The sequence below is a fragment of the Paenibacillus favisporus genome (assembly GCF_040545415.1).
Lineage (GTDB): Bacteria > Bacillota > Bacilli > Paenibacillales > Paenibacillaceae > Paenibacillus_AQ > Paenibacillus_AQ favisporus.
Genome location: NZ_JBEPLV010000003.1, coordinates 717952 through 733031, shown reverse-complemented (window position 1 = coordinate 733031; position 15080 = coordinate 717952). Strand labels below are relative to the sequence as shown.

Genomic DNA, 15080 nt, shown 5'->3' with positions numbered 1-15080 from the left:
TGGTTCGCTCCTTCTACCCCTCCCCCGCCATTTTCCGGTATTCGCTGGGGGAGATGCCGTAGTATTTTTTGAACGTCGTGGTAAAGGTTGACGCGTTCATGTACCCCGTCTTTTCCCCGATTTCCGATATGTTGTAATCGGTGTTCTTCAGAAATTCACGGGCGTGCGCCAACCGCACCTTGTTCAGGTATTCGACGTAGTTGATGCCGAACGTTTTCTTGAAATAATTCGAAAAGTATTTCGGGCTCGTATCCAGCACCTCCGCCATATGGTCGAGGTACAGGTTGTTCATATAATGAAGTTCGATGTACTGCGAAATAAAGGCAGGATTCAGCTTGCTTTTCGGCTCGCCGCCGCGGCTGCCGGCAACCCGCTTCACCACTTCCAGGAGCGCCTCCGTAATTTCGCGGTGATCATATGCCTGCTCGATCCGCCGGATGAACCTGGACTCCAGCTGCATCAGTTCCTGATCGCCTTCGGCAGTTGCTCTTGCCGGCTTGATCAGATAGAGGAACATGCTTTTGGCCACATGGGCCAGATGGTAATGATGAATGTTCCGGCGTGCATTTTCGTGAATAATGTCCGTCACGATTTGGATGCTCTCCTCGGTCAGTCCGGCCGTCAGGCAGCGGGCCAAATGATCCATTTTCTCCAGTGGAAAATAAACGTCACCCACATACTGTACCGCCGCGGTATCGATCACGGTCTGCGCCTCATCCTGTACGTTCCGGTAGAGCATCCCGTTCAAGATGTCCTGGTAAGCGGACAGAAGATTCGGGACATGAGCCTCATAATCCTTGCTGACAAAGGAACGGAGCACATATCCAGGCAGCACATCGCGGTTCGCTTCCTGAATGAAGGCAGCCCAGCCGGATATCACCGTCTGCCGGTCGCCGCCTTGCGGTATGCCCAGCAGGATAAGAAACTGCATCTCCCGCTGGTGAAACACTGCCGTATAGCCCGCACCCGCCATGCTGCCAAGTTCCTTGCGCAGCAGCTCAGTCATTTGCCGGGGCTCCATCGCCGGATGAGAACGGTCCCCCTTCTGGGAAAGTCTCAAATCAAGGGATGCCATCACAAAGCTGCGGTCCCGGAAGAAAAACGGCTCATACTTCAGCACATCCCGCGCGATGTCGCTGGAGCGTTGGCTTTCCAGCACCCGGAAGAACGCGTTCCTGCACATATCAGCCTCGGCTCTCTCCATCCGCTGCCTTAGCGCTTCGTTCTCGCGTTGGACTTTGACGATGCCGCTGTAGATTTTCCGAAAGTCATTCCCTTTGACGCGGCCCTCTCCGAACAGCTGGAGAATGCCTTTGACCGGAAGGTACAAATAGACGCTGAGCAGCCCCGACAGCAGCACCGCGCTCACAATGGCGATCACCATAATGAGCCGGCTGCCGCTGGCCACGGTATCGATATTCTGGAATTGATAAGGCATCTTATCGATGTAAATGAAATCGTTGTAATCCGACTGGTACACATGATACTCGAAGTCACCGCGGGTCAGTGAGTCTTCCTGGGATTGGTTAAAATAGACGTCGTTCAGCACTTCGACCAGGTCCCAGTTTTTTTCCGTGCTGAGCACGATTTTCCGGTCGCCGTCCAGCACGATCATGGACGATCCCGGAATCATGGAGGACATGTTCACATGCTGCAGCAGCTTTTCCGCATTGATCAGGATAATCACGTTTTTATCCGACAGCTTGTATTTGTTGCCGTCCATGACGGCGATGAGCTGCCGGCTTTGCGGTTTGGACCCTTCCGTCTGCATCATGTAATCGGAAGAAGGAAATACCGTAAACGGACGTTTGGATTTGGAAAAGCTGCGCCAATACGAGGCATTGTACGTATCGTGCCTGTACTTGTTCTGAAAGAGCAGCCTCATGTCGCTCGTTCCATTGGCCGTAATGGCCAGATCCTGGTTGTCGTAAAAAACGATGACATCTTCGATATAATCGACAGAAGAAATCAGCGATGCCAGATTATCCTGCAGATTATAGACCTGTGCCATATCCATGCGGCCGCCGTCTCCGGATTTGACCGGATCAAACGGCAGTCCGTGGATCGTAAAAATCAGGTTGTTGACCGTCGTAAAGCTGCTGTCGAACGCCTGGATGATATTTTTAACGACGAGCCGATTGTTTTGTGTAACTTTGTCATAGATGCCGGAAATGGATTTTTTGTAAACGACATAGCTTGATGCAGACATGATCATGATGACTAACAGCAGAGAGCAGAAGATTTGCAGTAGTCCCCGGTTTGCAAGCAGCCGATTCATTGGCGTCACCTCTCATGATGACAACTATTCCACATCCGTCCGCTTAACCCTTCTCGGAACCTAACATGACCCCTTTGGCAAAATACTTTTGGGCAAAAGGATAGATCAGCAGCACCGGAATCATCGACAGCACGATCGTGGCGTTCTTGACCGCCTGCGGTGCGAGGGCCGCCCGGTCCACGAGTCCGGCATCATTTTCGCTGTTGAAAATGAGCATATCGCGCAGGACCACCTGAAGCGGATACATCTCCTTGTCGTTCAAATAAATGAGCGGAAGGAAGAAGCTGTTCCAGTGGCCCATGAAAAAGAACAGGCCGATGGATGCCAGCGCCGGCTTGGAAAGCGGGATGACGATACGGAACAGAATCCGCGTCTCCGATGCTCCGTCGATGAGGGCCGCCTCCCGGATCTGCGACGACATATTTTCATAGAAGCTCTTCAGAATGATCAGCTCCATCGTCCAGATCGCGTTCGGCAGCACAAGCGACCAGACCGTATCCGTCAGTCCCAGCTTCTGAACGACGATGTACGTGGGGATAATGCCGGGATTGAGAAACATCGTGACAATGATCCCCAGCATGAACACTCTCCGCCCGAAGAAGTTGGGCTGGGACAGCGGATACGCGGCCACCGCCGTAAACAGCAGATTGATGAAGGTACCCAATGCCGTATAGTAAATGGAATTCAGATAAGCTCTGGGAATCGTGTTGTTGCTCAGCACTTCTTTGTAGGCATCGAGATTAAAGCCTTTGGGAAACAGGAATACCTTGCCCTGAATAACCGAAGCCGTGTCGCTGAACGAAATGACCGTGATGTAGAGCACCGGATAGAGCGTCGCAATCGCGATGCAGGCCAGGATCAGGGCGTTGACGATGCCGAAGACCGATATTTTGCGTTCTCCTACCATAGCCCTTTCCCTCCGATCTTCCGGCTGATTGCGTTTGCGCCAAGGAGCATCGTCATGGCCACCAGCGCTTCAAACATGCCGACCGCGGCGGCATAGCTGTAATTGGATTCGAGCAGTCCTTTCCGATAAACATATGTCGAGAAGACGTCAGCCACGTTGTAGGTCATCGGATTGTACAGCAGCAGCACCTTTTCGTAGCCGATTCGGATCATCGAGCCTGTTTTCAGGATGAACATAATGAGCATCGTCGGCATGAGCCCGGGAATCGTAATGTGCCGGATCATGTGAAACCGGGATGCGCCATCAACACGGGCCGCTTCATACAGCGTCGGATTGATTCCCGCAATCGCGGCGAGGTAGATGATCGACTCGTAGCCGATCGTGCCCCAGATCTCGGAGATCACATAGATCGGACGGAACCAGCCGGGATCGACGAGAAAGTACTTTTTCTCAAAGCCGAACGCAGCCAGCAGCTGGTTGAGCAGTCCGTTCGTCGGCGACAGGAAATCGATGATCATGCTGCTGATAATGACGACTGACAAAAACGCCGGCAGGTAACTGAGCGTCTGCACCGATTTCTTGAACCACTTGGTCCGGACCTCGTTCAGCAGGATCGCCAGCAGAATCGGAAACGGGAAGCCGAAGATCAGCGTGTAAAATCCAAGCAGCAATGTATTACGGAACAGCATCCAAAAGTCCTGATTGCTGAAAAATTTAATAAAATGCTTCAGGCCGACCCAATCGCTGCCCATCACGCCCGAGAATACGCTGTAATCCTTAAAAGCGATAATCAAGCCGTACAGGGGACCGTAGCGAAAAATGATATAAAAGAGAATACACGGGATAAAGAGCAGCAGCAGTTCACGGTCCCGCCGGATGTGCTTCAGCGTTTCGGTCAAACGTCCCTTGTTCGGTTTCTTCATAAGTCTTCAAATCCTCATTGATTTATTTCGCCGCGTCGTAACGTTTTTGGGCATCGTTATAAATTTTCATCAGGTCGTCCAGGCCCTGCTTGGCGATTTGCTTCTTGAAATTTTCGAACTGTGCGTCGCCGTAAGATTTATCCAGAATATATTTGGCGTTGAATTCCTCCGCCGCTTTCTGAAGCGATGTTTGCAGCTCCGCCAGCGTGGAAATTTCGTCATCGGTGAAGTTCAGGATCGGATCCATCGGTTCTCTCTTGTCCTCTTTCATGATTTTGTCCTGGGCTTCCTGTTCTTTTTCGGAGAACTTATAGTACACGCTGCGTTTATCCGGTCTGAGGTAAGCTCCTTCCAGCCACATGCCGTAGCGGTCTTCCAGCACGCCGATATCGACGAGCGGGAGATCCTTGAGCTCCGGATACACCGGACGGCCGTCCTGCCCCCATTCGAAGTTGACGCCCTCCACACCGACGGTCATCAGCTCGCCGCCCGAAGGACTGGTGAGGTAATCGAGCAGTTTAAGCGCCGCTTCCTTGTTCTTGTTGTTGGCGACCGCAATGCTGAAGTCGGATACTTTCGGAAGGGTTCTGACATGTCCCGTTGGGCCGACTGGGTTGGCGTATCTTAAATCATAATCCGGATTTTTGTCCTTCACCTGGTTGTAGAACAAGTCGAGTCTGCCGATCCAATCCCAGGTCACAAACGATTTGTCGGTCGTCATCTTCGTCGTCCAGGAATCCTGCGTATCCGTCAGAAACTCGGGATCCATCAGCCCTTCGTTGTACAGCTTTTTCATAAAATCAAGCATATCCTTGTGCTCCGGCTGAACCGTCGCATATTTCCACGTTCCGTCCTTTTCGTCGTAATACGCCGGATAGTTGTCGCCATTACCGATGCCCCATCCGAAGGACCAATCTCTGAAGATGTTGGCCAGACCTTTGGAAGCATACGGATAAGAATCCGGGTAAATTTCCTTGAGCTTCTTCAGAGCCTGGTAGAATTCTTCTGTATTTGTCCATTCCTTGATGCCGTTCTTGTCAAAAATGTCTTTCCGGTACAGGAAGCCGTGATTGACATCCCGGTTAAGATCGTAGATGGGCCAAGTATAAATGTTGCCTTTTTCGTCGCCAAACGATTTAATGACCCAGTTGTTTTCCTGCAAATACAATTTGGAGAAGTTCGGCAGCATGTCGGCATATTCGTTGATCGCGACTACGCCTTTTTGCTGGCCGATTTTTTTCAGTTCAGCCGGCTTCAGCCCGATGAAAATGTCCGGAAGTTTGCCGGATGCCACCACAACCTTCAATTTGTCCTGATACGTTTGCGGGGAATACGTTTGGAACTCGACCTTGATCCCCGTACGCTTCTCGAGCTCCTGGACGATCAGCTTGTCGTCGCCGATTTTGGCCGAGTTGCTCGACAACATAAATTTAATCGTCGTCGGCTTATCAACCAGCGGCAGCTTTAATCCGCCGGTGTCGCCATACTGCTCGGTGCTGCTTCCGGCTCCGGCGCCTCCGGTTGGTGCAGGTTCCGCTGCCGGTGTTGCTCCTTCATTGGAAGTTTTGCTTCCACCGCTGCAAGCGCTGAGTACGAAGATGAGCATCGTGACTGCCGCAACCATACTGATCCACTTCTTTGCCATACTCTTTCCTCCTTCATGTTTTGGGGCTCATCTTGGGGGTGTTACGATTTTCGGTGTTCGTGATTCACCGGTAATCCCATCATAAAAACGCTTCCACCTGCGGTAAACAGCGTGATTTCCTTGAGCTTGGAATTTGCCGAACCATGAGCACCGAAATGGCTAAAAACGCTGCTGCATCAAGCTTTTGAGCGGTGTGGAAAATGCTAAATCGGTAGAAATATATCAAATTCTCCGCTTTCGGGATGTCAGGTTTTTATCATTTTCTATGCGTGATTGGATTTCGTTTCCAGCCACTTATTCAGTTGCTCGCGGACAAAATCGTCGTCGTTCAAATGGGGATAATCCCGATAAATCCGGTCGATTTCTTCCGCCTGCCCAGGAGAAAGCGTCTCTTCCGGATTCAGGCACCAGATCCCCCGCATCAGTCCCTGCCTCCGCAGCACTTCATGAATGCCCGGAATGCACCCGGCGAATTGGTGGGCGGGATCGAAAAATGCAGCATTGGTGTCGGTCACCTCCACATTCCGTCTTAGCCATTCTTCCGAAATGGTGCCTCCACCGCGAACCCGCTTGATTTCCTCCAGCAGCTCTACGGCTTTCCGCGTCCATACCGCCCAATGGCCGAGCAATCCGCCGACAACCTTCTTCTCCACGAGCTCACCGTCCACCCGGAACCGGTAAGACGTGAGAAGATCAATAATGATGTTGTCATCGTTGCCCGTGTACATGGCGATTTCGTCGCGGCGGCTGGAATAACAGACGGCCCTGGCAACATCGAGGGTTTGATACCGGTTAAACGGCGCCATCTTGATGGCGACGACGTTGGGGATTTCGGCGAATTCCCGCCAGAAGTCGAAGCTGAAAATCCGTCCGCCCACGGAGGGTTGGAGATAGAAACCGATGACGGGTATCCTTTGAGCCACTTCCCGTGTGCGCTGCAGCAGCTCTTCCTCGCTCCAATCCGCTAGTCCTCCCATGCTGAGCAGACCTGCATCATAGCCGAGCTTCCGCGCGGTTTCCGCCTCCCTGAGCGCTTGGGCGGTCGGCCCGCATATGCCAGCCACCAAAATGAAGGGACGCTGCAGCTGTGCGCGCTGGACCTCCTCGGCCGCCATCCGAAGGACAGGTTCGAACAAATCGACGCCGGGGTCCCGGATTTCAAACTGGGTGGAATGGACGCCTACGGCGATTCCTCCTGCGCCTGAATCTATATAGTAACGCGTCAATGCCCGCTGATGCCGCTCATCCAGCTTCCGGTTTTCATCCAGTGCCAGCGGGTGGGCCGGGATGACCAGGCCGCCGTGCAGCGCTGCGATTTGCTCTGCGGTTAGCGAATGCTCCGGATTTTTCATATCAGAACTTCCCCTTTCTTTCCTGAAAATGCGTAGGTTTGCTCCATGTCGCGCCGCCCTGCCGAACCCAGTCCGCGATCCAGTCGATCATTTGCAGGAGGGATACCTGCGGATAGCCGAACAGCTGATGGGACTTCGACGCGTTGCTGAGCAGCGCAGTATCCGCTTCCGTCCCCGTAAACACCACTTCTTTGCCTAAACGGCGCGCCAGCTCTTCCGCCGCCCAGCGGATCGACATCGTTTCCGGTCCCGTCACATTGATGATCTGCGGCGGGTTGGCGCATTGGGTCAGGCAGCGCAGCGCCATTTCGTTCGCATCCCCCTGCCAAATGACATTGGCGTAGCCCATCGTCACATCGACCGGCCTTCCTTCGTTGACGGACTTCGCCAGCTCCAACAGCACGCCGTACCGCATGTCGATCGCATAGTTCAGCCGGTAAATCGCCATCGGTGTACCGTACTGATGCGAGAAATACTCGAAGATCCGCTCCCTGCCGAGGCAGGACTGCGCATATTCTCCGACCGGTTCCGGTGAAGTATGCTCACTGGCTCCACCGCTGGCGACCGGGGTGAAGGGATACACGTTGCCGGAAGAAAACACAACGATCCTGGAATCGCGGTATTTCTCGGCGACCCTGCCGGGCAAATAGCTGTTCATCGCCCATGTAAAATACTCCCTTCCCGTCGTTCCGAATTTATGTCCGGCCATGAAAATGACGTTCGGCACGTCAGGCAGCTGCTGGAGTTCCTGATCATTCAGCAAATCGCACGAAATCGTAGTCACCCCGGCATCCTCCAGTTCCTTGCGGGTCTCTTCATTCGAGAAGCGCGATACCCCGATGACCTTCTTGTTCATGCCCCCCATTCGTATCGCATTCGCGGCCAGTCTGGCCAGACTCGGACCCATTTTGCCACCAACGCCCAGCACGAGAATATCCCCTTCGACGGACATGAGGTCGGCAATGAGCGCTTCGGACGGCTGGGCCAGCCGTGCTTCCAATTCAGCTACACTTTTCATCCTTGTTCTTCCTCCCATTCAATCGTTTTCCACTTCATCATAAAGACTCGGCCTATATAAAGACAAATCTTTTAATTGTCTTTATATAGGCGGGGTTTTGGCGTAAAAAAAGCGATACAGGTTCATTGCCTGTACCGCTAAGGTTCTGCATATTTAACTGTTTGCTAAAGATTTTCTTTATAAAAGGCCCCTAATTTTTCAACGGCTTTATTCACTGGCTCGGGTCTGTCGTACAGGTCATAGTGGCTTGCCCCTTCAATAACGAACAAATCTTTTTTCTCTGAAGCTGCCCGGTTATAAAGCTCGTGGCCATCCTTATATGATCCAAACGCTCCTTGTACACCACCGACAATGATTTGCAAAGGTTGAGTCAGTAAAGTTTCTGCCAAATGGAAAGCATCAAAGGCAATGATTGAATCTACACTGGTGAATTTCAATTTGTTTGGAGCGTTAGGGCTCTGACCTCTTGGTGTTCTATAGTAATCAACCGCTTGTACAAGATCCAGTTCAGTCATTCCCGCTTCTTCTCTTTCAGCATGACTGTTAGGAATCCACTGAACAACCAGAGGCTCGGCTCCACGTGCTTCAGCCGTACGTTGCAGGGCAACCTGCTCTAACATGTTGATTGGATCGTTTTCACGATATCCCCGACCTATATTCGCAACGGAAACTGCACCTACAGCTTTGATCCGGCGTTCTGTCATCGAAGCATTTACAGCATACCCGCCTCCTGCACAAATACCTAACACGCCAATACGATCTTCATCGACATAATCCAGAGTAGTTAGGTAATCAACCGCAGACCGGATATCCTCAACACGTGAAGCCGGGTATTCAGCATAACGAGGCTCGCCATCGCTTTCTCCTTGATAAGATGCATCGAATACAATCGTTACGTAACCTAGCTCAGCAAGTTTCTCCGCATAAATGCCCGCCGTTTGTTCTTTACAGCTGCTGCCCGGATGAACGCAAACTATAGCTGGATTTTGTTTCTTGTCTTCAGCAAGTTCAGGTACATTTAAAATCGCGGCTATTTGTAGCCCATGTGCATGAAATTTCACGTTCCTTTTGGTAACTGTCACAGTTAAAACCACCTTTATTTATATTTAATATACACTTGTGCGTATTATTCACCTCATGTATATTTACTTTAAAATAAGGGGGCTGTTGATTCAATGACCATATCGCGCAATATGCGTGTTAATACACAAGTTGTTTTCATTGTGTACAATCATCAAGGAGGACTGCTGCATGGTTAAAACAGATCGAAGAATTTTAAAGTCTCGGCAAGCGATTCAATCGACTTTTTTGCAAATGTTACTTCAGGAAGGGTTTGATGAGATTACGGTTAAAAAACTTACGGAAAAAGCTGATATTGGCCGAAAAACATTCTACCTGCATTATACTGATAAATATGATCTGTTAGATAAGATTGTGGACGACCATATAGCACAATTGCGAGAGATATGTGATCAAAAACAAGACAAGGGGCTTATCGAAGGCTCGATATTATGGTTTTCTTATTTTGAGCAGCATAAATCATTTTTTGCAGCCTTGTTTAAAAGTGAAGGTGCCTCAACATTTCGCAAAAAGCTATTGTCTTTTACTATGGCGGAGATAGACAAAAAGCTTAATGAGGATTCGCTTCCGATTATTGATAAGCATATTTTTTTGAAGTTTTTAGGAACGGCAACCATGGGAGTATTGGAATCCTATGTATTAGAAGAATTAGATAGTGATATTGAAGCTGTAGCAACGCAAGTTGTGCAGTTGTATAAAACGCAATTAACAGGCTAACAGGATCGTTCATATCGTCAAATCCGCTGCCTTGGCATCCCCAAACAAAAAAGGAGAATCTTCTTTAAAAGATTCCCCGCAGATAAACATCATTTACAGTTCTCGTGTTCGTTAGGCATTCCATCTTCTTCCCTGTTAAAAAAAGCTACTTGTTCTCATAACCATTATCTTGAAGTACTGGTGGTTGGTTATCGCTCGTTCCACCACAAAATCCGAATACCCAGAAATTCAATCAGGCACGTCTCCTGCTTCGGACGAAGTCCTGTCCAAACAGGTGAACCTGAATATTTGCCGCGGCCGCCCGCGCGGCACCTTCTCCATGCCGGCAATTGCCACCAGCCCATGATCGATCCACTGCAGCAGCAGCCGATGCGCGCTTCGTACCGTAATCCCGAGCAATGACGCCAGCTCATGGACCTTATAATCGGTTTGGCCGTACTTGGCCCGGTTATGAAGCAGCCGGCTCAAGTACGCGCTGGTCATGCCGGCATCCACCGCATGCTTCATCAGCTCCGCATCGGTGAAAGACAGCACCTCCCGGACCGGATCGGCCATCTCGAGCGGTCCGATCAGCGTCTCGTCCTCCCTGACGATAAAACAGGCATTCCCTCCTGCCTCCTTCGCCTTCCGCATTGCGGTTCGGGCATGGGTGCCGGCCAGACTGGCCGAACGGCCGAAGCCGATCCCGATGCTCAGCGAAATGCCGTGCGTCGTATTGACATCCTTGGCCAGCGGAATCGTCTTGTATCCGCCGCTTTCGCGTTCGAAAATGCCCCGCGTCGTAAAGAAAAGGTATTCGTCCCCGCCCTGATGGGCCAGAAATCCGTCCAGCGATTCCACATAATCGAGCACCATGCGGTGGATGTCCAGCTTCAGCTTCTGGACCTCATGCTCATTGCTCCGCTGCATGGCTACGCGTTCGAAATGGTCGACGTTGATCATCCCGACAACGATTTGGGACTCTTTGCTGCGCCGGGTCTCCGTGGACAGAAGCGCCCTCTCGAGCGCGACGACGATGTCTTGATCGGAGGGAAGCAGCCACTCGGAAGGGATGCCCCTTTCCTCCAAGCGCTGAGCCACTGCCTGCTGTCCTGTAAAAACGACGGAGCATTCGCCGGATTCAAATCCGGCTTGATGGAATGCAATCAGCTTATCCGGCGACGCATATACCGGACCGTCATACACGTTCCACCGTTCATCCGTCATCCCTAAATCCCTGCAGGCTCTCCGAACCATCGTTTCGGTGAGCGTATCCACCGAGATTCCCCGGTCAAGCAGGCTGCGCTGATGCGCTGCAAACAGCGCCTTATAGAGGCCCGCATCGGTTAACGGTACGTAATGGGCAGGAACGGTTACCCGTGGGTTTTCCTTGACCTTCCTGTGAGACAACGGGTCGGACAGGAGCAGCACCTCTGTCTCACTGGCTAACTGTTCCGCCAGCATTGACGCCTCCGCCGCATCCTCAAATACCCGGGGAACGGCTTCAAAAGAAGGAAACGTCTCGATCACGCGCAGGATCTGTTCAACCAAACGTTTAGGCCCGATGATCCCGATCGGGATCTGATGAGCGGCCTGCAGACGTTGATAAAAATGATTCTCCTCGTTAGCTGGCACTTCATGTCCCCCCGTTCGTATCCATTAGGAAGAAAACTCCGCTGTCTCTCCCAATATTCCTTCTCTCAGCCCTTTAAGGTCCAGCCCATCGACGACGAACGCGCGGCGAACCAGATCCGGAGCGACAAATTCATCGTACTTGCCGAGGTACGGGGCTTCTTCCGGAGCGAGGAGCTGTTCTTCGCCGCACCGGGAGCATTCGGCCGCGATCTCATGGATCAGCGTCCCGGCATCGCTGTGACCAGCGACGACCATATAGTAAGGCTCCATCGGCACGATGGATCTCAGGGAGAGGCGATCCGCCAAGTGGTGCTTCAGCATCCGTTCCAGCGTGCGGAACTGCTTGCTGCCGACCCACGGCAGCACAAAGAGCGAATCGCCGCCGGCCGGAATGACGATATCGCGGAGCAGTCCGCTTTCTCTAGCCAGGCGCCGGGCTCGTTCCAAACGATTCACCGCCTGTGGCGACAAGTACGGATAAATCGCGGAATCGGCAAGCACTTCTCTCATTTTTCGCATCACTTTCGTGTGAATGTCGCCGCCCGACCCCAGCCACAGTGTGTCCACCTTGCCTTTGGCCGCCTTGACATACACGGCTTTGTGCTTGGTGTCCACCTCCACCACTTTCCACAGCTTCCCGGCCAAGGAGAAGCAATAACCGGGCGGCGGTACCGTCGTGATGGAGCCGATTTCCTCGGAGCCGTTATACACCACATGGTCCTCGTCATCCTTAAACACCGCATAAAAACGGTAGTTATTCACGATCTTCTCGCCCGTCAGCCCGATGATGAGGGTCTGTTCCTCGGTCCATTGAATGTGGTCGGTCTGGATCAGGTAGCTGAGAAACACTTTGAACTCATCAGGTGTCACATGTTTAAACGAAGGAAGCGTAAGGACCGCACGCGCCAATTCGGCGGGTTCGGATTCCCCTATGCTCTTCAGCATGCTCATTGTTTGGTGGTACAGCGTCCCGACAGGCATCCGGCGGATATCATGAGGCTCCACCCATTTATAGCGCACATAGAGTTCAATGACCGCGATGGCCCGAAGCAGGGTCCAGGGCATTCTGGCCGGAAGCGGTGCTTCTTCATCCTCTTCCTCCTGTACGACAAACAGCATTTCCGAAGCCGAATCGCCCCTGCGTCCGGACCGGCCAAGCCGCTGGACGAAGCTGGATGCGCTGTACGGCGCGCCGAGCTGTACCACCCGCTCCAGTTCTCCCAGGTCGATGCCCAGCTCCAGCGTCAGCGTTGCCGCCGCCACGGCCGGACCCGGCCCGATCTTCAGCGCGCTTTCGGCTTCCTCCCGCAGCATGGCTGAAATGCTGCCGTGATGCACATAAAAGACGTCCGGCTGGCTGCGTCTGGCCGCGACCCTGCGCATTTCCAGCGTCGTCAGCTCGGCATCGGACCGGCTGTTCGTAAAAATCAGCGCCTTCTTCAGGTGCGTCGTCTCGTAAATATACTCGTAGTACGCTTTGCGTGCGTTTTGCAGCTGCTCCGCCTGCTCCTCGTCCCGAGCATCGGGAAACGAAAAATGGTCGACCCGAAGCCGCAGCTTGCGGCCGCCCGGCGATGTGACCACGGATACTTGCTCGGAACTGCCCGCTCCGAGCCAGTCGGTTGCGGAATCGTAGTCGCTCAAAGTGGCGGACAAGCCCACTCGTCTAGGGCGGCAGCCCGCCATCCGCTCTAACCTGGTGATCTGGCTCAGCACTTGAATCCCACGGTCTGCACCCATAAACGCATGGACCTCATCGATAATGATGTATCTGAGGTCCTGAAATAGCGCCGGGATCGCATTTGGCCGGTTCATCAGCAGCCCTTCCAGCGACTCAGGGGTAATTTGCAGAATGCCCGAAGGATTTCGCATCAGCTTCGTTTTCTCCGCCTGAGATACGTCACCGTGCCAATGCCATACCGGGATCCGCGATTCGATCAGCAGGTCCTTCATCCGCTCAAACTGGTCGTTAATGAGCGCCTTGAGCGGCCCAATGTACAAAATCCCCACAGATTTCGCCGGCCGCTCATGCAGTTCGGACATGGCCGGAAAGAAGGCCGCCTCCGTCTTGCCGGAAGCCGTACCCGCCGCGATCAGCAGATGATTCCGCGTATCGAAGCAGATGTTGAGCGCTTCGACCTGTGCCGGACGAAGCGACTCCCACCTTTTTTTGTAAATATACTCCTGAATGAAAGGGGCCAGCTTGTAAAACGGATTGCCGCTCATAGCTCGAACTCCGCCAAAAAGTCGCTGACTTCGTCCGGATCGGCATCCGCCGGCTTCACGCTGCGCTCCCCGACCAGCTGCTCAAAGGTAATTCCCGGATTCTGATGCAGGGTATGAAGCAGATCCATATAATCGCGGATCACTTCGCGCGGGGTCAGCAGCTGATCCGCCCCGAGCCGCCCGGCCGCATTTTCCATAAACGTAATAATTTCGCCGCTGCCTACAGCAGGCTCATATCCATAATGCATGGCATGAATCCGCGTCAGCTTTTCCAGCAGGATGAAAATTTCTTCACTCGACAGCATCTCCAGCTTAATGATCGGTCCGGAGTAATTGGCGAAGCCGCTTCCCGCATACCGGCCTTCGATCAGGCGGGAGCGCAGCGCTTCGTAGCTAAAGAGTCCCCTGCGCTCATCTTCCACAAACTGGGGCGTTCCCCCGATAAAGATGCCGAGATGCTCGGCTTTCCCCTGCATCGTATCATTGAACATCGTCAGCAGCTTCTCATAGTTGCTCTGCCGGGAAACGCTGTTCGTAATTTTGTACAAATTGACCGCTTCGTCGATGAACAGCAGCAGTCCTTTATATCCGATTTTTGCCGTAAACTCCGCCCACAGCTTCATGTAATCGTACCAGTTGTCGTCATCGATGATCACGCCCACCTCAAGCTCGCGCCGCGCTTCCGTCTTCGTCGGGATTTCACCGCGAAGCCAGCGCAGTGCCGCCTGCTTACGGTCGTCGTCACCCAGCTTATAACCGTTCCAGTAGACGGACAGGACCTTGGCGAAATCAAACCCGTGCACCAGGCTCTGCATCTGCGAAGTCACCGTGAAAATCCGCTGCTCCACCTCTTCATGGAGTCCAGCGTCATTCGGACGGAGTCCCTTGTCCTGCATCGCGGATTGCTGCAGGCCGGCGATCCACTTCTGGAGGATCGCTTCCAAAGCACCCCCGTCCGGCCGCGTGCGGGTAGACAAATGGGTCATCAGCTCGCGGTACGTGGCCAATCCCTGGCCTTTCGTTCCAACCAGCCGCCGTTCCGGAGACAAATCGGCATCCGCCACGACAAAGTCGCGGTCCATGGCATAATTGCGGAAGGTCTGGAGCAGAAAGCTTTTTCCGCTGCCGTAACGGCCAGTAATAAATTTGAAGCCCGCTCCTCCTTCGGCGATGTTGTCCATATCCCTTAAAATGGCATCCACTTCGGCCCGGCGTCCCACGGCGACATGCTCCAGCCCTACGCGGGGCACAACACCCGCCGTCAATGAATTCACGAGCGCCGTGGTCAGCCTTTTGGGTATCTTCACTTCATTCATTCGG

At 52.9% G+C, this 15080-nt stretch carries 11 protein-coding genes; 1 reads left to right on the top strand and 10 read right to left on the bottom strand.

Going from position 1 to position 15080, the window contains the following annotated elements; genetic code table 11:
• Positions 1-13: 13 nt before the first annotated feature.
• From ABID47_RS16470 to ABID47_RS16440, 7 genes are all read right to left on the bottom strand, one after another.
• On the bottom strand, positions 14-2278 hold the full coding sequence (locus ABID47_RS16470) for a helix-turn-helix transcriptional regulator (protein ID WP_354498237.1): 2265 nt from the start codon (positions 2276-2278) through the stop codon (positions 14-16).
• A gap of 43 nt (positions 2279-2321) precedes the next feature.
• Entirely contained in the window at positions 2322-3185 is an 864-nt protein-coding gene (locus ABID47_RS16465; protein ID WP_116230834.1) for a carbohydrate ABC transporter permease, read from the bottom strand.
• Complete coding sequence (locus ABID47_RS16460) at positions 3179-4108, bottom strand: ABC transporter permease (RefSeq protein ID WP_163873616.1); 930 nt, start codon at positions 4106-4108, stop codon at positions 3179-3181. The genes ABID47_RS16465 and ABID47_RS16460 overlap by 7 nt, the downstream gene beginning before the upstream one ends.
• Positions 4109-4130: 22 nt before the next feature.
• Positions 4131-5753, bottom strand: a complete 1623-nt coding sequence (locus ABID47_RS16455) for an extracellular solute-binding protein (RefSeq protein WP_354498234.1) — start codon at positions 5751-5753, stop codon at positions 4131-4133.
• A 263-nt stretch (positions 5754-6016) separates the two neighbouring features.
• Complete coding sequence (locus ABID47_RS16450) at positions 6017-7105, bottom strand: dihydrodipicolinate synthase family protein (protein ID WP_354498232.1); 1089 nt, start codon at positions 7103-7105, stop codon at positions 6017-6019.
• A 1-nt stretch (position 7106) separates the two neighbouring features.
• Positions 7107-8123 (bottom strand): NAD-dependent epimerase/dehydratase family protein, encoded by a 1017-nt coding sequence (locus tag ABID47_RS16445; RefSeq protein WP_354498230.1) that lies wholly within the window; start codon positions 8121-8123, stop codon positions 7107-7109.
• 164 nt (positions 8124-8287) lie between these two features.
• Complete coding sequence (locus tag ABID47_RS16440; RefSeq protein ID WP_354498228.1) at positions 8288-9205, bottom strand: alpha/beta hydrolase; 918 nt, start codon at positions 9203-9205, stop codon at positions 8288-8290.
• A gap of 169 nt (positions 9206-9374) precedes the next feature.
• On the opposite strand from ABID47_RS16440, the gene ABID47_RS16435 reads away from it, so the two are divergent.
• Complete coding sequence (locus ABID47_RS16435; protein WP_105443273.1) at positions 9375-9920, top strand: TetR/AcrR family transcriptional regulator; 546 nt, start codon at positions 9375-9377, stop codon at positions 9918-9920.
• 228 nt (positions 9921-10148) lie between these two features.
• Here ABID47_RS16435 and ABID47_RS16430 read toward each other — a convergent pair whose 3' ends face one another.
• Genes ABID47_RS16430 through ABID47_RS16420 form a run of 3 tightly spaced genes read right to left on the bottom strand, consistent with a single transcriptional unit; the run spans position 10149 to position 15076 of the window.
• Positions 10149-11534, bottom strand: coding sequence for a hypothetical protein (locus tag ABID47_RS16430; RefSeq protein WP_354498225.1), 1386 nt, complete (start codon positions 11532-11534; stop codon positions 10149-10151).
• Between the two features lie 24 nt (positions 11535-11558).
• On the bottom strand, positions 11559-13760 hold the full coding sequence (locus ABID47_RS16425; RefSeq protein ID WP_354498223.1) for a DEAD/DEAH box helicase: 2202 nt from the start codon (positions 13758-13760) through the stop codon (positions 11559-11561).
• Positions 13757-15076 (bottom strand): ATP-binding protein, encoded by a 1320-nt coding sequence (locus ABID47_RS16420; protein WP_354498221.1) that lies wholly within the window; start codon positions 15074-15076, stop codon positions 13757-13759. Before ABID47_RS16420 ends, ABID47_RS16425 begins: the two co-directional genes overlap by 4 nt.
• Positions 15077-15080: the final 4 nt, after the last annotated feature.